This is a genomic window from Paenibacillus sp. FSL L8-0436 (assembly GCF_038593025.1).
Classification (GTDB): domain Bacteria; phylum Bacillota; class Bacilli; order Paenibacillales; family Paenibacillaceae; genus Paenibacillus_AQ.
In genome coordinates this window covers 5,778,383-5,797,368 of sequence record NZ_CP151955.1, presented here as the reverse complement: position 1 = coordinate 5,797,368, position 18,986 = coordinate 5,778,383, and the positions used below count along the sequence as shown (strand labels likewise).

General features: G+C 51.5%; 13 protein-coding genes. 11 read left to right on the top strand and 2 right to left on the bottom strand.

The window, feature by feature from the left end; all coding sequences use genetic code 11:
- The first annotated feature begins 46 nt into the window (after positions 1–46).
- On the top strand, positions 47–1,066 hold the full coding sequence (holA, locus tag NSS79_RS26825) for a DNA polymerase III subunit delta (protein WP_342436851.1): 1,020 nt from the start codon (positions 47–49) through the stop codon (positions 1,064–1,066).
- A 183-nt stretch (positions 1,067–1,249) separates the two neighbouring features.
- Here the strand turns inward: holA and rpsT are convergent, their stop codons facing one another.
- Positions 1,250–1,522, bottom strand: coding sequence for a 30S ribosomal protein S20 (rpsT, locus tag NSS79_RS26820; RefSeq protein WP_038595494.1), 273 nt, complete (start codon positions 1,520–1,522; stop codon positions 1,250–1,252).
- Between the two features lie 237 nt (positions 1,523–1,759).
- Between rpsT and gpr the strand changes: the two genes are divergently transcribed.
- The 10 genes from gpr to dnaJ all read left to right on the top strand — a co-directional run bounded on the left by gpr (position 1,760) and on the right by dnaJ (position 13,996).
- The gene (gene gpr / locus NSS79_RS26815) at positions 1,760–2,770 is read left to right on the top strand and encodes a GPR endopeptidase (protein ID WP_342436850.1); all 1,011 of its coding nucleotides are present in this window, start codon (positions 1,760–1,762) and stop codon (positions 2,768–2,770) included.
- A 190-nt stretch (positions 2,771–2,960) separates the two neighbouring features.
- Positions 2,961–4,352: a stage II sporulation protein P gene (locus NSS79_RS26810; RefSeq protein ID WP_342436849.1), complete on the top strand. Its 1,392-nt coding sequence runs from the start codon at positions 2,961–2,963 to the stop codon at positions 4,350–4,352.
- A gap of 82 nt (positions 4,353–4,434) precedes the next feature.
- Positions 4,435–4,929, top strand: coding sequence for a hypothetical protein (locus tag NSS79_RS26805; protein ID WP_342436848.1), 495 nt, complete (start codon positions 4,435–4,437; stop codon positions 4,927–4,929).
- 202 nt (positions 4,930–5,131) lie between these two features.
- The gene (gene lepA, locus NSS79_RS26800; protein ID WP_342436847.1) at positions 5,132–6,946 is read left to right on the top strand and encodes a translation elongation factor 4; all 1,815 of its coding nucleotides are present in this window, start codon (positions 5,132–5,134) and stop codon (positions 6,944–6,946) included.
- Positions 6,947–7,128: 182 nt separating this feature from the next.
- Entirely contained in the window at positions 7,129–8,301 is a 1,173-nt protein-coding gene (hemW, locus tag NSS79_RS26795) for a radical SAM family heme chaperone HemW (RefSeq protein ID WP_342436846.1), read from the top strand.
- Positions 8,302–8,393: 92 nt separating this feature from the next.
- On the top strand, positions 8,394–8,885 hold the full coding sequence (locus NSS79_RS26790) for an N-acetyltransferase (RefSeq protein ID WP_076109193.1): 492 nt from the start codon (positions 8,394–8,396) through the stop codon (positions 8,883–8,885).
- Between the two features lie 255 nt (positions 8,886–9,140).
- On the top strand, positions 9,141–10,172 hold the full coding sequence (gene hrcA, locus NSS79_RS26785; protein WP_038595487.1) for a heat-inducible transcriptional repressor HrcA: 1,032 nt from the start codon (positions 9,141–9,143) through the stop codon (positions 10,170–10,172).
- 49 nt (positions 10,173–10,221) lie between these two features.
- On the top strand, positions 10,222–10,812 hold the full coding sequence (grpE, locus tag NSS79_RS26780) for a nucleotide exchange factor GrpE (protein ID WP_256718017.1): 591 nt from the start codon (positions 10,222–10,224) through the stop codon (positions 10,810–10,812).
- 103 nt (positions 10,813–10,915) lie between these two features.
- Positions 10,916–12,751: a molecular chaperone DnaK gene (gene dnaK, locus NSS79_RS26775; protein ID WP_038595484.1), complete on the top strand. Its 1,836-nt coding sequence runs from the start codon at positions 10,916–10,918 to the stop codon at positions 12,749–12,751.
- 120 nt (positions 12,752–12,871) lie between these two features.
- Complete coding sequence (gene dnaJ, locus NSS79_RS26770) at positions 12,872–13,996, top strand: molecular chaperone DnaJ (RefSeq protein WP_342436845.1); 1,125 nt, start codon at positions 12,872–12,874, stop codon at positions 13,994–13,996.
- Between the two features lie 176 nt (positions 13,997–14,172).
- Here the strand turns inward: dnaJ and NSS79_RS26765 are convergent, their stop codons facing one another.
- Positions 14,173–18,726, bottom strand: a complete 4,554-nt coding sequence (locus tag NSS79_RS26765) for a S8 family serine peptidase (RefSeq protein ID WP_342436844.1) — start codon at positions 18,724–18,726, stop codon at positions 14,173–14,175.
- Between the last annotated feature and the right edge of the window lie 260 nt (positions 18,727–18,986).

Below are 18,986 nucleotides of genomic sequence, written 5' to 3'. Positions count from 1 at the left end.
ATTCATACTAAGCGTTGAGGAATGCAATGGAAAAGGAAGTGGCGGGATGGATGCCAAAACGGCGGCCAAGGACATCAAGCAGGGGAATATTTCACCGCTGTATGTTTTGTATGGCAGTGAGAAGTTCCGGATGAATGAATTTGCGGCCTTTCTGGAGGAGCATCTGATTGCCAAAGAGGACCGTGACTTTGCGGTGATTCCCTTCGATCTCTCGGAGACGCCCGTGCAGGCGGTTATAGAAGAAGCGGAGACTGTGCCGTTTATGGTGGAGCGGAAGCTGCTGCTGGTGAGAGATGCTTCCCTGTTCACGGCGGGGAAAGAGAACGCAAAGATTGAGCATCGTCTAGAAATGCTTAGCGATTATATGCAGCAGCCGGCTGAATTCAGTGTAATCGTATTTATGGTCAATAATGACAAGCTGGATGAACGTAAAAAAATCGTCAAAGCGGCCAAGGCCGCAGGCACGGTTCTGGCCTTCAATCCGCTGGGTGCGGAAGAGCTGCTGCGCTGGGTGGAGAAGGGCTTCCGTGAGCGCGGCTGCAGCGCGGCGTCTGGAACAGCCGAGGCGCTGGTAACCAGTGCCGGGACAGGGCTCCAGGGTTTGTCTGCAGAGATGGACAAGCTGTGCTTGTTCGCAGGTCAGGGCGGAACCGTGGATGCTGCAGCAGTGGAGAGTCTGGTACACCGCGGCACTGAGCAGAATGTGTTCACCCTGGTGGAGGATATAGCGAACTTACGCCTCGACAAGGCGCTTAATACACTTTACGAGCTGCTGAAGCAGCGCGAGGAACCGATCAAGATTGCCGCGCTGATCGCCCGGCAGTTCCGGATCATTCTGCAGGTTAAGGATTTGTCCGCGCTCAGCTACTCACAGGGGCAGATTGCTTCGCAAATTGGACTGCATCCATATGCCGTCAAGCTGGCTGGTGAGCAGGCCCGTAAATTTGAAAGCCAGCGCCTGCGGAGTATTCTGAGCACCCTGGCCGATTTGGATTACAAGATGAAGACAGGAGCCATAGACAAGGTGCTTGGGCTGGAGATGTTTATGCTGCAGCTGGGCGCTTGAACCGGAAGAAGACCATTCATAGAACATACAACAAAAAAAGCCTGCCCCGTGTTGCGTAATATCACCGGGCAGGCTTTTGCAGTTCCTACTATTATAAAGGGGGAAATGGGCACAAAAAAACCTAACCGTATGCAGCATAGCGGTCAGGTTCTTAGAATGCTCATTATGAATGTCGCCCTTGGCTTAGGCTTCTGCCTTAAGAGCGTTCAATTTCTTCGCCAAGCGGGATTTTTTGCGGGCAGCCGCATTTTTATGAACCAGACCTTTACTTACGGCCTTGTCCAGCTTTTTGGAAGCAGCTTGGAAAGCAGCTTGAGCAGTTTCAACTTCCGTTCCTGTCAGTGCTACATCAGCAGTTTTCACAGCTGTACGAAGCGCGGACTTCTGGGAAGCGTTCAGTGCACGGCGTTTTTCGGTCGTCTTGACGCGTTTAACCGCGGATTTGATATTTGGCATTGCATTCACCTCCTGGAAGACATTCGAAATCATCATATGATTCACAACTTAAAATAGTTTAGCATGACCGTTAGCAAAAAGCAACACTAAAAGCTTTTGAATTAGCCTCAAATGTTATACCTATTTTGAATTTGAATTAAACCTTGCTGCCCTGAATAAACCACAGCTATCTCTCGCACACTATCGACAAAAAGCAAAAGCTTATACTCATTAAATTATAAGGAGGCTGAACTATCAATGGAACTGGATCTTCAGCTGTATTCGGTACGTACGGATTTGGCGGTAGAGGCAAAGGAAATGGCCCAGGGACCGCAAAAAACGCCAATTCCCGGTGTGAATGAAGAGGTGGAAGAAGAGGGCGGAATCAAGGTAACCCGGCTTGGAGTAGCCAATAATGCAGGATCACAGGCTATCGGGCGTGCGATCGGAAATTATGTGACGCTGGAAGTTCCGGCACTTCGCGGCGGAGATACCGGTCTGCAGCAGAAGGTATCCACCGTGTTTGCCCGCGAATTTGAACAGTTCATGAACCGGATCGGAATCAACAAAGAATCCTCCGTGCTGATAGTGGGACTGGGCAACTGGAATGTAACTCCGGACTCGCTCGGCCCGCTGGTGGTGGAGAACGCGCTGGTTACGAGACAGTTCTATGAATTGGTTCCGGATCAGGTCTCTCCCGGCTACCGTAATGTGAGTGCGATTGCCCCGGGTGTGCTCGGACTGACCGGCATTGAATCGAGCGAGGTTGTGCAAGGGATCGTGGACCGCACGAAGCCGGATGTCATTATTGCGATTGATGCCCTGGCCTCCCGTTCGCTTGAGCGGATCAATACGACGATTCAAATTGCCGATATCGGGATTCATCCGGGTTCGGGAATCGGCAATAAACGGCGTGGACTGACCCAGGAGATTCTGGGGATTCCCTGCATTGCTATCGGCGTTCCTACGGTTTGTTATGCGTCAACCATCGTCAATAATGTGCTGGAGATGATGAAGAATCACTTTGCACAGGTTGGAGACGGGGCAGCCCATACGAAAGAAATCATGGGTATGCTGGATGATATCTCCGAGCAGGAGCGGCTTGCGCTGGTCAAGGAAGTGCTTGAGCCGCTGGGACATGATCTGATTGTTACCCCTAAGGAAATAGATGAGTTTATTGAGGAAATTGCCAATATCGTTGCCAGCGGGCTGAATGCTGCATTGCATGAAGCCGTGGATCCAGGTAATGTCGGAGCCTACACGCATTAATTTTCACCTGAATATAGAGCCCGTACCGGCTGCCGAACGGCAAAGCCTGTGCGGGTTTTTTCCTGTTACCGGCTGGCAGATTCCACCGCTGCTGTCTCTACTTATCTCTTTTTCGGTTCTAGTATTCCTCCCTGGCTCATAGATTTGAAATATAAGAGATTACAGAGGGCTGGAGGAGGACATAACAATAATGAATAGAAATTGGTTTCAGCTGTGGAATATCGGCCGGCTGCGGGGAAAGCTGCTGGATGTTCTGTCGCTGGGGAGAACGATGCTGCTGCTGGCCGGAGGTTCACTTGTGTTTTTCATGCTGCTTGGAGCCGGTGGATTAGCCGGACAGAAGCTGAACTCTTCACCCATTCCTTCTATGAAAGGATTGGCTGCTTCGCTTTCCAGCGGATTCTTTATGGAGCTTCTGGGCATGGAGGTTCCGCATTTGCCTAAAGAGGACGAGCCTTCGGCATTTTCGGGCCCAAAGGTCACCTCCTTTGTGTTCCGGCTGCTGACAAGCGTCGATCCCGGTGATCCAAAGAGCCTGCTCTCGCGTGAGGTGCCGGGGCTTGCAGCGGATGATCCTTTCCTGCTCCGTAAAGGCTCAGGCGGCGCTACGGGAGCACCGGCTGATTATCATCCGGGCAGCGATGAGCTGGCCTCGGACGGCGGAACAGGGACTGGCGCAGAGGGTGTGGTGGATGAACACGGTCCATCTCCGGCGGAAGGCACAGACAACCCGGGCACAGAGGCTTCTCCGCAACCTGAGGCTACGGTGCCTCCTGACTCTTCCGAGACCGGAGGAGACGGGGGCAACAGCAGCCCGGGTGATAACGGGGGGAATGTGCAGGATACATCAATTAAACGCATTCTGGTCTACCACTCCCATCCCCGCGAGGCATACAATCCTCTGCTAGGGGTGCAAAGCGACAATCCAAGCTCCGGCGTGCCTTCCAAAAATGTAATGCTGGTAGGATCATATATAACAAAGCGGCTGGAAAAGCGGGGAATTGGAACGGTGCATGCACAGGAGGATTACGCGACAAAGGTACCGGATTACAGCTGGAATTTTTCCTATAAATATTCACGGATGACTATTAAAGCAGCGCTTGCCGGGAATCAGGAAATGACTGAGCTGATCGATATACACCGTGATTCACAGCGCCATGGCAAAACGACTGCAGAGATCGGAGGCAAAAGCTACGCCCAGGTCTATTTCATTCTTGGCCATGCGAATAAGAACTGGAAGAAAAATGAGGCTTTCGCCAACGAGATTCATCAGCTGCTGGAGAAAAGCTATCCGGGTCTCTCGCGGGGCATCTGGGGCAAGTCGTCCGGAAACGGAAACAACGGAGAGTATAATCAGAGTCTTTCACCAAACAGCGTGTTGATTGAGGTGGGCGGAATTGACAATACTGCCGAGGAGCTGAAGCGTACAGCAGACGTTCTAGCCGATGCTATCGCCGATGTGTACTGGAGCAGCCATGACGCCGAAAAAGCTGCCGCTCCGGGCAAAGGCGCCGATACACAGACGCAGGAAAGCGGAGCTGAGGGCGTCCAGGGAGCAAAAAGCACAGGCGGTGTTTCTTAATTCATACAGCGCTATTAAAGCGGGCGGGCTTTACAGCAAGCATTAACAAGTATCAGCAAGTATTTAAAAGGGAGTGACAGCTATGTCGCGGTTCGGGAAAAAACTGACGATGGTCGGAATTTGGGCGGGAATCGGCATATTGATTGGCATACAGTTTGGCGGCGTTGGCAGCAGCGTCGCTAAGAACTCCGCGGTGCTGCCGGGCTGGAACGGAATATCCGGGCCCCCCCAGACCGGACAAGCAGCAGGAGCTTCCGCCGTGACGGGAACAGGGGCGGGAGCCGTTAAGGGTGGGCAGGCCTACGTTTATGTGCCTGTGGCTATAGATCCGGCAACAGGTGCTTACATGGTGCTTCCGGGGGTCCAGACGCAAACAGCGGTGCCTAATGGCACCGAGCAGCTCCCGCAGCAGGAAGTGAAGGATTACAGCACGCTGACCCCGGAGCAGATTCTGATTCCGGAGGAGCAAAACAGGGGAGTGGATGTGCTGGCGGATAAGACGGCAGGCCTGCTGCAGCAGGCTTCGCAAAAAAGCATCCGCTGGGTAGTCTCCCTGTTTGACTCTGTCGAAGAGTGACAGGCACCCCGCACGAAGAATGCATCCGGTTTATTCATTGCAGCTGTAAAGGCCAGGAAGAGCCTTTATAACATAGGCCTTATATGAAAAGACATCAACCGGATGTCTTTTCTTTATTTTCCTGCGGGGGACGGGATTGATGGGGGAAGCGCGTACTGTTATAATAAGTGGATTAACATTAGGCTGTCTGTGGGGGTAAGGAATGACTGACGTTCAGAAAAGACAACAACAAATCCGCAATTTCTCGATTATTGCACATATAGACCATGGTAAATCGACACTGGCTGACCGTATTCTTGAGTATACAGGTGCACTTAGCTCGCGCGAAATGCAAGAGCAGGTGCTTGACCAGATGGATCTGGAGCGCGAACGCGGGATTACAATTAAACTGCAGGCTGTGCGTCTCACCTACCGTGCTGACGATGGCCAGGATTACTTGCTCAACCTGATTGACACACCGGGACACGTCGATTTCACCTATGAGGTTTCCCGCAGCCTTGCCGCCTGTGAAGGCGCATTGCTGGTCGTGGATGCGGCGCAAGGAATTGAAGCGCAAACGCTGGCTAACGTGTATCTGGCATTGGACAACAACCTGGAGATTCTGCCGGTTATCAACAAAATCGATCTGCCAAGCGCCGACCCGGAACGGGTTAAGCAGGAGATTGAGGATGTGATCGGACTGGATGCCAGTGAAGCAGTGCTTGCTTCTGCCAAAGCCGGTATCGGCATCAAGGAAATTCTGGAGCAGGTCGTCAAACAGGTTCCTGCTCCGACCGGCAACTCTGAAGAACCGCTGAAGGCATTGATCTTTGACTCGCACTTTGATCCGTACAAAGGCGTTATCGTCTATGTCCGTGTTATGGACGGAAAGATCCGTACCGGTTCCAAGATCAAGATGATGGCAACCGAGAAGGTATTCGAGGTTATTGAAGTCGGGGCGTTTATGCCGCGCATGACTATTGTCGATGAGCTTAATATCGGCGATGTCGGCTTTATCGTAGCCGGAATCAAACATGTAGGCGACACCCGTGTCGGGGATACGGTGACGGATGCCAAGAATCCAACCCCGGAACCGCTGCCTGGTTACCGTAAGATCAATCCGATGGTATATTGCGGTCTATATCCGATCGAAACATCGGACTACAACGACCTGCGCGAAGCGCTGGAGAAGCTCCAGCTTAATGATGCATCGCTCAGCTTTGAGCCGGAAAGCTCAAGCGCGCTCGGTTTCGGCTTCCGCTGCGGCTTCCTCGGACTGCTGCATATGGAGATTATTCAGGAGCGGATTGAGCGTGAATTCAATCTGCCGCTGATTACGACAGCCCCGAGCGTTATTTACCGGATTATGCTGACCAACGGTGAAATGCTTCAGATCGATAATCCGTCGCATTATCCGGAAATCGGTACTATTGATTACGTGGAAGAGCCGTACGTTAAGGCCGCGATTATCGTCCCGAATGATTACGTGGGTACCGTAATGGAATTGTGCCAGAACAAACGTGGTGAATTCGTCAACATGGAGTATCTCGATTCCAATCGGGTGACGATCACTTATCAGATTCCGCTGTCCGAAATCGTATATGATTTCTTCGACCAGCTTAAATCAGGCACGAAGGGCTATGCTTCCTTCGATTATGAAATTTCCGGCTACCGCCAGTCCAACCTGGTGAAGATGGACATTGTCCTGAACGGAGAGCAGGTCGATGCCCTGTCGTTCATCGTCCACCGCGACCGCGCGTACAACCGCGGGCGGATCATTTGCGAGAAGCTGCGCGGCATCATCCCGCGGCAAATGTTCGAGGTGCCGATTCAGGCCTCTGTCGGCACGAAGGTTGTTGCCCGTGAGACCGTTAAGGCGATGCGCAAGAACGTTCTTGCCAAATGCTACGGCGGGGACATCTCGCGTAAGCGGAAGCTGCTGGAGAAGCAGAAGGAAGGCAAGAAACGCATGAAGCAGGTCGGCAGCGTTGAGGTGCCGCAGGAAGCGTTCATGGCCGTGCTGAAGATTGACGAGTAAAACTGTCTTAAAGGATGTCAATGGCAAGTGATCGCTCTGCAAGGGAAGCCGTCAGGCTTCCCTTTTGTGATAGAGAAGTAAAGATATCGGGTAAATCAAGGCCTTTCCAATATAAAGGCGTCAAGATTTCTTCACAATCAAGTCAGCTTTGCTGACGACTTTAGTATAGTAAGGAGACAGCTATGAACACAGTAAACAATGGCCGTCCCCCTGAGGCCGTATATATTCATATCCCGTTTTGCACGAACAAGTGCTTTTATTGTGATTTTAATTCCTATGTTCTGAAGGACCAGCCGGTGATGGACTATCTGCATGCCCTGGACCGGGAGATGGAACTGACGGTGAAGAACACCCCTCCGGGTGTCATCAAGACGATCTTTGTCGGCGGCGGAACACCGACGGTGCTGAAGCCGGACGAAATGGCCTATTTTCTGAAGTCAGTACGCAAGCATTTCCCGCAGTGGGATGAGAATATCGAGTTCACGATGGAGGCAAATCCCGGTACTACGGACAAGGATAAGCTAATGGTAATGAAAGAAGGCGGAGTCAACCGGGTTAGTTTTGGTGTCCAGGCTTTCCAGAATGAGCTGCTTAGCGGCATTGGACGGATTCATAATGTGGATGACGTGTACCGCAGCCTGGAAAATGCGCGCGCGGTCGGACTGGATAATCTCTCTGTTGACCTGATGTTCGGATTGCCGAACCAGACGGTGGATATGCTTAGAGAAAGCATCCGCAAGGCACTGGAGCTGGACCTGCCTCATTATTCCATCTACAGCCTGAAGGTGGAGGAGAACACGCTGTTCCACACGCTGTTTAATAAGAACAAGCTTCCGCTGCCAAGTGAAGAGGATGAGCTGGAGATGTATCTGCTACTGATGTCGACGATGGAGGCTGCGGGCTACACGCAATATGAGATCAGCAACTTCGCCAAGCCGGGAATGGAAAGCCGCCACAATATTACGTACTGGCGCAATGAAGATTATTATGGCCTGGGCGCGGGGGCGCATGGATATGTCAAACGGCAGCGGCATATGAATATTAAGGGTGTCAATCCGTATATCGAGGCTTCACGCAGCGGGCTGCCGCGGCTGGATTCCTTTCCGATCTCCGAACAGGAGGCGATGGAGGACTTCATGATGGTCGGTCTGCGCATGCGTGAAGGCGTGTCGGACCGGGCGTTCAAGGCTCAGTTCGGCAAATCGCTGGAGACTGTTTTTGCGGACTCGCTGCATAAAATGCTGCATGCCGGGCTGCTTGAGCAGGACGGGGATGTCTACCGTCTGAGCAAGCAGGGAATCCTGTTCGGGAATGATGTATTTGGTGAATTTGTCGGTGCTTTGACAGAGGTTTAATTTTAAAATACCCCTTGAATTGTAATTCACTCTGTTGTATATTTATTCATATTAACAACGAGGGGTGAGTCAAAGTGCTTGTCAAAACGGAAATGATCCGCCATTCGGTTCCTGCAGGAGACCAGAAGGTGATATGCAGAAATGCTACAGTGGAGGATGTTGAGCCGCTGTTTCTAATGATTGAAGAATACGCCCAGAGCGGTATCATGCTGCCCCGTTCCAGGCAAGCGCTGGCCCGCCAGATTGATCAGTTTGTGATCGCTGAAATCGGCGGCACATTTGTCGGCTGCGGATCGCTTTTCAGACTGGGTAATGATCTTGTCGAGGTTCGTTCCCTCGGTCTGCGTGATGAGGGCAAGGGCAAGGGAGTAGGCTCAATGATTCTGGAGAAGCTGACGGAAGAAGCAAGGCGTCAGGGGATTCCGAAGATTATGGCCTTGACCTACGCGGTTGATTTTTTCCTCAGAAACGGCTTCACTGTCGTAGAGAAAGAAGTCTTCCCCGAGAAGGTATGGACCGATTGCGTCAACTGCAAGAAGCAGAATGCCTGTGACGAAATCGCTGTGCTTAAGATGCTGAATTAACCGGGCCGTATGTAGCCTGCAACATAAATATAGAAGCTGATATTAAGTGCTCATTCCTGGATTGCACTGCAAGGTGTGGCAAGTGACCGGCAGACTTTCCGGGGGATTCAGGAATGAGTCGAATAATGACTGCACCCAAGATGCTGAACTGACTTGACAATGTCAAGGTCAGTTTGGTATTTTTGTATTAGTGGTTAGCACTCATCTGACCAGAGTGCTAACGAATCGGAGCCACAGCCGATAGGAGGGAATTACATGTTAACCGAACGCCAGAGAATGATACTTAACGCTATCGTTGATGATTATATATCTTCCGCTGAGCCAGTGGGCTCGCGCAGCATTTCCAAACGGGGGGATGTAGGCTACAGTCCTGCTACTATCCGCAACGAAATGGCCGACCTGGAGGATTTAGGATATCTCGAGCAGCCCCATACATCGGCAGGGAGAATTCCTTCCCATAAAGGCTACCGCTATTATGTGGATCATTTGGTGCCGTGGAATTCCGCCGAGTCGGCAGAAATGGGCACGATCCGCGCTTTTTTCGCAGAGAAGCTGAATGCGACGGAGCAGGTAATCCAACATGCGGCAATGATCCTTTCCAATATGACGAATTATACTTCCATCCTGCTGGGACCGGAGGTTTTTCATACATCATTGCGCCATTTTCAGCTGCTTCCGCTCGATGGCAACAACGCCGTGGCGATCATCGTTACAAGCACCGGACAGGTCGAGAACCGTACGGTTCAAATCCCTCCGGAGATTTCCCTCTCCGAAATGGAGAAAGTGGTTAATCTGCTGAACAGCAAGCTGGTGAACGTACCGCTCTACAAGCTGAAGAGCCAGCTCTATTCCGAGCTTGGTGAGGAAATGCAGCGCCACATCTCCCATTATGAAGAATTAATGAAAGTACTGGACACGGCGCTGGAAAGCGATCATGAACAGCGCATTTATCTCAGCGGGGCGACGAATATGCTGACCCAGCCGGAGTTCAAAGACGTCGATAAGGTCAAGAATATTCTGGATTTGCTGGAGGAAACGCCGACCCTGCTCAAAATGCTGGCCCCCGCATCCGGCGGAACCGGTATGCAGGTGAGGATTGGTACCGAGAATAAGCATGAGGCCTTCGCCAATTGCAGTCTGATTACCGCTACTTATTCGCTCGACGGCAAGGCGCTGGGAAGCATCGGCATCCTTGGCCCGACCCGGATGGAATATGCAAGAGTAATGGGCATACTGGGGATTCTGTCCCGGGATTTGACAGCGATGCTGGCACACTGGTATAAGTGAACAGAGTGTTAAAGATTAACGTGACTGATTTTAAGGAGGTGAAGACAACTTGAAAGAGGATCAAGTGCAAGATTCAAATGAAATTAAAGATCAGGCTATAAATGAGAACCAGGCAGCCGATGAAGCAGAAGCAGCACAGGAAACCGGTTCGTTTACGGGGGAAGAGACCAGCGGGGAGGCTTCGGGCAGCGGTGAAGCTGCTAAGCGCCTGCAGGATCTGGCTGAGGAGTATCAAGGGCGCGCGCTGCGTGTGCAAGCCGATTTTGACAACTTCCGCCGCCGTACGCAGAAGGAGAAGGAAGAGCTGGCGCAATACGCCACTTCCAAGCTGGTCGGTGAACTGCTTCCTGTACTGGATAATTTCGAGCGTGCACTCGCCACGGCTTCGGCAAGTACAGAATCCGAGGCCTTCGGCAAAGGTGTGAACATGATTTTCCGCCAGCTTGAAGGGGTATTGAAGTCCGAAGGACTTACAGCCATGGAAACAGTAGGACAGCCTTTTAACCCTGAATATCATCAGGCCATTATGCAGGTGGAGAGCGACGAGTACGAGGAAGGTATCGTGACGGAGGAGGTCCAGAAGGGCTATCTCCTGAAAGATAGAGTTCTTCGTCCCGCCATGGTCAAAGTCAGCATGTAGTCCTGTCTATATAGCCGGGTATCACCCTGCTGCATGATCGTCATAAATAACTAACTATTATAGGAGCTAGGGCTCCATATCATTTTTGAGGAGGCACATTACAGTGAGTAAAGTTATCGGTATTGACCTTGGAACCACCAACTCTTGCGTTGCCGTTATGGAAGGCGGCGAAGCCGTCGTTATCCCGAATCCGGAAGGCGCGCGTACAACCCCTTCGGTTGTAGGCTTCAAGAAAGACGGCGAGCGCATCGTCGGCGAAACAGCGAAACGCCAGGCTATTACGAACCCTGACCGTACTATTGCTTCGATTAAACGCCACATGGGTACGAGCCACAAAGAAAGCATTGACGGCAAAGATTACTCCGCACAAGAGATTTCGGCCATGATTCTTCAGAAGCTGAAATCCGATGCAGAAGCATATCTGGGCCAGACAGTAACCCAAGCGGTTATTACAGTTCCTGCATACTTTAATGACAGTCAGCGTCAAGCTACGAAGGATGCGGGCAAGATCGCCGGTCTGGAAGTGCTGCGTATCGTCAACGAGCCGACAGCAGCGGCGCTTGCTTACGGTCTGGAGAAATCCGAAGACCAAACGATCCTCGTCTATGACCTTGGCGGCGGTACGTTCGACGTATCGATCCTTGAGCTGGGCGATGGCTTCTTCGAAGTAAAAGCAACCAGCGGTGACAACCGTCTCGGCGGTGACGATTTCGACCAGTTGGTTATGGATTACCTCGTAGCAGAATTCAAGAAAGAGCAAGGGATTGACCTGAGCAAGGACAAAGCTGCTGTACAACGTCTGAAGGATGCTGCGGAAAAAGCGAAAAAAGAGCTTTCCGGCGTACTGACAACTACAGTATCACTTCCGTTCATCACTGTCGTTGACGGAGTTCCTCAGCACTTGGAGATCAACCTGACCCGTGCTAAATTCGATGAGCTGACTGCCAGCCTGGTAGAACGTACACTGGGACCTACCCGCCAAGCGCTGAACGATGCTGGCATGACTCCGGCTGATCTTAACCGTATCGTATTGGTCGGCGGTTCCACACGTATTCCTGCTGTACAGGATGCCATCAAGAAGCTTACCGGCAAAGACCCGCACAAAGGCGTTAACCCGGATGAAGTAGTAGCCCTCGGTGCTGCTGTTCAAGCTGGCGTATTGACCGGCGATGTGAAAGACGTTGTACTGCTCGACGTAACTCCACTGTCCCTCGGTATTGAAACTGCGGGCGGCGTGTTCACGAAGATGATCGAGCGCAACACTACGATTCCTACAAGTAAATCGCAAGTGTTCTCGACCTTTGCTGATAACCAGCCAAGCGTAGAAATTCACGTCCTGCAAGGCGAACGCCAAATGGCGAACGGCAACAAGACGCTGGGACGCTTTATGCTGAATGAGATTCCACCGGCACCGCGCGGCGTACCGCAAATCGAAGTAACCTTCGATATTGACGCCAACGGTATCGTAAATGTATCCGCAACAGATAAAGGCACGAACAAGAGCCAGAAGATCACGATCACTTCCTCCAGCGGCCTGAGCGACGCGGAAGTTGAACAAATGATGAAGGATGCCGAACTGCATGCTGAGGAAGACCGCAAGCGTAAAGAACTGGTGGAAGCCAAGAACTCCGCTGACCAGCTCGTGTATTCCACAGATAAAGTGATCAAAGACCTCGGCGATAAAGTGGATGCTTCCGAAGTTGAGAAAGCAAACGAAGCCAAGGATAAGCTCAAAGCGGCACTGGAAACTGACAACCTGGAAGAAATCAATGCAGCTACAGAAGCGCTGACAGAGATTGTACAGCAGCTGTCCGTGAAGTTGTATGAGCAGGCTGCACAGGCTGAACAGGGTGCTGAAGGTGCTCCAGAGGGTGCGAAGAAAGACAATGTTGTTGATGCCGATTACGAGGTTGTTGACGACGAGAAGAATCAAGGGTAACCTTAAACGATAAATGTATTTCTGTAAGAAGGGAAGGTCAAAACCGGGGCATCCCGTGTTTTGGCTTTCCTTTTAACATGTTACAGGGATTATGGAAATTGATGTACGGAGGTGAAAGCAGTGGCAGACAAACGCGATTATTATGAGGTTCTGGGCCTCGGTAGAGATGCTTCAGACGAAGAAGTGAAAAAAGCGTACCGCAAGATGGCGCGCCAGTATCATCCGGACGTTAACAAAGCCAGTGACGCCGAGGCGAAATTCAAGGAAGTGAAGGAAGCCTATGACGTGCTGAGCGACGGCCAGCAACGGGCGCGTTATGACCAGTATGGTCATATTGATCCTAACCAGGGAATGGGCGGCGGCTTCGGCGGAGGTGGAGATTTCGGCGGACTCGGCGACATCTTTGATATGTTCTTCGGCGGCGGAGGCGGACGGCGTGATCCGAATGCTCCGCAGCGCGGCGGCGATTTGCAATACACGATGACCATTGAATTCAAGGAAGCGGTATTCGGTAAAGAAACCGACATTACCATTCCACGCACGGAGTCCTGTGATACCTGCTTCGGCTCCGGGGCTAAACCCGGCACCAAACCGGAGACCTGTTCCGTATGCCACGGCAGCGGCCAGCAGGAATTCGTGCAGAATACACCGCTGGGACAAATGCGCAACCGCCGTCCCTGCTCCCATTGCAGCGGCACAGGCAAGATCATCAAGGAAAAATGTACGACTTGCGCTGGTCAAGGCAAGGTCAAGAAGCAGCGTAAGATTCATGTGCGCATTCCGGCCGGTGTCGATGACGGCGCACAGCTGCGCATGACCGGAGAAGGCGAAGGCGGCACGCGCGGCGGCCCTGCCGGCGATTTGTACATTGTCATCCGCGTGAAGACCCATGATTTCTTCGTGCGTGAGAATGATGACATCATGTGCGAGGTTCCGCTTACGTTCGCTCAGGCAGCGCTTGGTGACGAGATCGAGATTCCTACCTTGACGGAAAAAGTAAAGCTTAAGATTCCTGCCGGAACACAGACCGGCACCTTCTTCCGTCTGAAGGGCAAAGGCGTGCCACACCTGCGCGGCAACGGAACAGGCGACCAGCATGTCCGTGTCATTGTAGTCACTCCAAGCAAGCTAAGTGAAGAGCAGAAGGATCTGCTCCGCCAGTTCGCTTCTTACAATGGAGAGAACACACATGAGCAGGAGCAATCCTTCTTTGACCGTGTGAAGCGTGCATTCCGCGGGGACTGATTTATTCACCTAAGATAACCTTAATAGCCCCCTGTTTCCGCTGTGCGGAGGCTAGGGGCTATTTTATTGTAATGGATGAAGTGCTTGAGACTTCACTTGCACACACAAAAACGGCTGTACCCCTTAAGTTTAAGGATGGTGCAGCCGTTTTTGTGATTTTTTAGTGAATGGTGATCTTAAGAGCGCAGATCCTCAAGCACGCGTTGTAGAATGGATGATGCTTGCGCGCGGGTCAGGGTGCCTCCAGGATTGAAGGTGTTGGCCCCTAATCCTTTCAGGTAGCCCTTGTCTACCGCGAAGGAGATTGCACCCTTGGCGGCACCTGAGATCTTGCCTGTGTCCTTGAAGGTTAAGGCAGTGCTAGAAGTTTTGTCTGCACCTAGAGCTTCTGCAACAATGATTGCAGCTTCTTCACGAGTCAATACCTCACGAGATCCGCTCTCTTTGCTGCGGGACGACCAGGTATCTCCCTTGCTAAGCAAGCGGTCGAAGAGTGTCAACAGTTCGGCCCGGCTCAAGGTATCGGATGGCTTGAAACTGCCATCAGTGCCTTTGCCGGCTACGATGCCGTGAGCGGCCAGAATTTCAATATCTTCCTTGGCCCAGTGTGCGCCGATATCTTTGAAGCTTGTATTGCGGACAGCAGCGCTGTAGGTACCATCGCCGGTAATGGTAAATTGCAGCACCCCTTCTTTAGGAAGTGTACCTGCCTGCAGATAAGCCCATTTTCCGTCAGCATTTTGCTGATAGGCCGCTGTCTTGCGGACATCCTTCAGGCCGTCTTTATTGAGGGCAAGCTGTAGAATGACAGGTTTTCCGGTAGTCCAGCCATTTTTGAGAATCAGAGTAGCAGAGCTCAGGTCAATGGCTGTGGTGCTTCCCGCCAGGGTACCCGTATCGGCGCCTTCGGCAAGACTAAGGCTCAGAGTGAGTCCGCTGCCAGATATGAAGCCGGGAAGTGTAGATGCCGGAACGAGCAGCGTAAATCCAGTACCTGTGAGACTTAGCGCTTTGGCTGAAGTCTTAAGCTTCTCAGCCTGAGCTGCGGTAAGGGTAAAGCTCACTTGACCATATTTCGCAAAATCCACATCGCCGAGATCAAGTGAAACGGCTGTTTCGGATGCATTTTGCAGGGCGGTAGTCAAAGCCGCCTCGGAAATGCTGAGCACAGCCGTCGGTTTGCCGCCAGCAGGATCAGCCTTTTCTACCAGCTGCCCGGACTTAAGCGATGTGCCGGCAGCCGGAGCTGGTGTAGAGGCAGGTGAACCCGGATTAGCTGGTGAGCCCGGATTGGTTGGTGTTTCCGGATTGGTTGGTGTCTCCGGATTGGTCGGTGTCTCCGGGTTCGTCGGTGTTTCCGGATCGGTTGGTTTAACCGGATCGTTAACGGTCACCGTCACTGTAGAATAGCTTGACGGAACGTTATCCTGTTTCTTCTCATTCCAGGTAAGCAAATCATTCAGTTCAAAGGAATAGATCCCGGAAGTCTTTGGAGTGAAGGTGAACTGTACCAGTGAGCCGGTACCACTATATGCTCCTCCTTCTAATTGAACTGCATAAGATGTCAACTTCAGTCCGTCGGCAGAGGGGGTAGTCGTATCCGTTTGTAACAATGGAACCCCGGGGAACTTTTGCTCCTGGTACGTAGCGAGCTGTACGCTTGGTGTAATTAACGGTGCAGCCAGCTTTTCATCGTAGACGATGTTGACTCCGGCGCCGTTCACACCATAGACCGCATCCGTTGCCGAGAAATACACATCTATCGTAACCGTTTGACCGGTTTCGATGGTCTGTGCAGAGAGTTTAGGAGCAACAAGAACACCGCCATTGGTGTTGTATACCAAATGCTGGCTGTAATCCTCTTCAGCAGCACCATTGCCCAGGGCATCGGTCACATAAACAATGTAATCATTAACGCCTTCATTGACCGGCACATCAATTTCGAAGTAACCGTCAGGGGCGATAACACCTGGGTAGGCTGATACTTCTCCGTTTTCATCTTCGGCAAGTGCATACACGCTGAAGAGAGAAGACACAGGTCTGGAGGTGGAAATCAGATCGGCCAAAAGGTCGGAGTCAATGGTTGCACTAATATTGGCCACTCTTGCATCGTCAGGTGACTCCAGCTCATATTCCTCGACTGCATATCCGGAGGAGAGCGGCTTTTCAGTATCTACTGTGAATGGAATGGCTTGATCGGTAAGCCAAATGTTGCCTTGCAGAACAGGCGTGATATTGTAGTGTCCATCCGGCAGCACACTTACTTTAGAGGTTGCAGGATCTGTTACCGTTCCGCCCCAATCCAGGAATTCATGCGCTCCCCGGTAGATGGTCCCTTGGGCGGAATACACATCACCGATTACCGTAGCTGGCGCATCTTGGGCCGTTACGGCAAACCGGATATTCGGCAGATCTTTGTTCACCGAGAAGTAGAAGCCTGTCTTATCGAACAGTCCGTCTCCATTGGGTGAAATTTCGGCATCATCCAGGCTGAGCTGGTTTACTGGATCCAGATTGAATTTGTCGCCTACCAGAACGTTGAGCGGTAGACGCAGAACCTCGGTTCCGGAGGTAAGCTTCAGAATGCCTTCATAGGCTCCGTCCTGTGCTGTTGCGGAAACGCCCAGCACAACGGGAATATAACTGCTGTCTCCGCTTCCGGAGGTAATGACATTAGGTGCTGTGGACACCGAGATGTCACTAGGCTTGTTGGTCAGCCATTCAAGAGAAAGATTATAGCTCTTTCCGCTGTCCTTAAAGTTTTCCACATAGACGGCTTTCGTCACGCTTGCACCTTTCGGCTGCAGGCCGAAGGACAGGGAACCCGCATAATATGGAATTTCGGCAGAGCCTGGAAGGCCGCTGTAAAAAATCTCTCCTACCTTGGCGATAGAGCCTGCTTCAACTGATTTCACCAGATTGATTAAACCTGCTCCTTGCTGATAGAGGGAATAAGAGCTGCCGCCCCGGGCAAATATAGGATCAGCATTATTCATCAGCAGGGATTTGATCTGCTCCGGTGCAAGATCCGGGTATTTGCCCAATAACAGGGCAACAGCTCCAACCACATGCGGAGTTGCCATACTTGTTCCTTGCTTCAGACCGAAGGCGTTATCATACGTCTCGTCCGTGCTCTCCCAAATAGGTACGGTGGAATTAATACTTACACCGGGAGCAACTACATCCGGCTTCAGCAAATAGTCTGGCAGTCCGGGGCCGGTAGAGCTGAAATCGGCCAGCTGATTCTTTTCCGCTATGGGAACATAGCTGATTGAATTTCTGCTCGCGTTCAGCTCATCCTTAATCTTTTTGCCGTTCTCCTGATTGATGCCGAAAGTAGGAATATAGTCTCCGGGTGTTCCTAAAGTGGCGTTCAATTCACCGGTGGTATTGTTAGCAATCAATAGAACCTTGGCACCGGCAGCTTTGGCATTCAGCGATTTCGCGCCGAAGTTGATCTGTCCGCGGTCCACTAGTACTGCCTTGCCGGTAACATCGACATTTGCGAAGTCAGCCTCAGTGCCCAGGCCGGCATAAACAATCGTCAAGTCCGAGATATCTTCAATCAACTCCGGGGAGTATGTGGAAATCAGGCCAGGGATACCTTTGAGATTACCAATATCAAAGAAAGGAATGGTGACCGGAATAGTGGAGGCGCCGACTGTAAGCGCCAGCTGTGCGCCGCCAGGGGAGCCGAGCGTCGATTCGTCCGGACCGGCGTTACCGGCAGCAATAATGACATCTACACCGGATTTCACGGCATTGTCAATCGCAATCGAATCGGCGGAATAACTTTGGTTCATGCTCGAGCCCAGTGAAAGATTGATGACATCCGCACCGTCCTGAACGGCGCGTTCGATGCCGGCGATGACATCTGCTGTTGTGCCGCTGCCATATGGACCAAGCACACGATACACATATAAATCCGCTTCAGGCGCTATATCGAGAATGGTGCCCGATACATGTGTACCATGCGAGGTATCATAAGAGCTGGTGCCCTTAGGCGGTTTGGTGGGATCGGGCTCTGTTTCGTATGGATCGTTATCCTTATCCACCGCATCATAGCCGCCCTTATAATTATCCTTCAGGAGCGGGTGCTTATAATCAATACCGGTATCAACAACGGCAACCTGAACGCCTTTGCCGGTATAACCTTGATCGTGAAGCTTGTCTGCTCCAATCAGTACTCCGGTATCAGAGTAGCTGCGAGTTGCCGGAAGAGTGGCAGTGTCAGTGCTGTCTGCAAGCGCGTGGACTTCATCATTCGGATAGATAGCCGCCACTCCAGGCAGCTTGAGCAGTTTGTCGACCTGATTTCCCGGCAAAGTCACTGAATATCCGTTAAATATGTCGCTGTATTCATTTTCAATAGCAGCTCCGAGCTGTCTTGCTGCAGTTTTGAAAGAGTTGTGTTCGGTAAGGATTTTGCTTCGTTGAGAGGTGGAGGAACGCGCAGCCGAGGTTTTGGCTTCACTCTCGTATACATTGACCGGCTTATGGGTCAGTTCAACAATCACTGTAACAGGAGCTGATCCGGCAGTTACTCCCGCATAATTTTGCGGGATCACCTTCTGGGCCTGTTCTAGGGTTGTTTGGGCAGATAGCCCTGAGGATGACTCAAAGGATGAGTTCGCAAAGGCGGAAACGGGAAACAATAGAGAAGCGGCCAAGCTGAAACTTGCTGCGCCAATACCAAATCTTTGAATAGAATGCCTTAATGGTTGTTTCAAAATAGCTTCATCCTCCCAAACATGAATTTAACTGCCGTGTGATTGCTGTCCTCCTTCTAAAAAATGGAATATAAATGAAAATTACATTTATTCTACAGGTTTAATCCGAAATAGAATATAGCACTTTTGTACCATATTATGGTGAAGTTGGCCCCGCATTTAAATTCCAGCCGGATAGTAGAATTAATAACAGCAGAAGCATAAAATAGGCTTGCCTGAGACAACCTAACCAAGCATCCAGTGTTATAAATTAAAGGCGA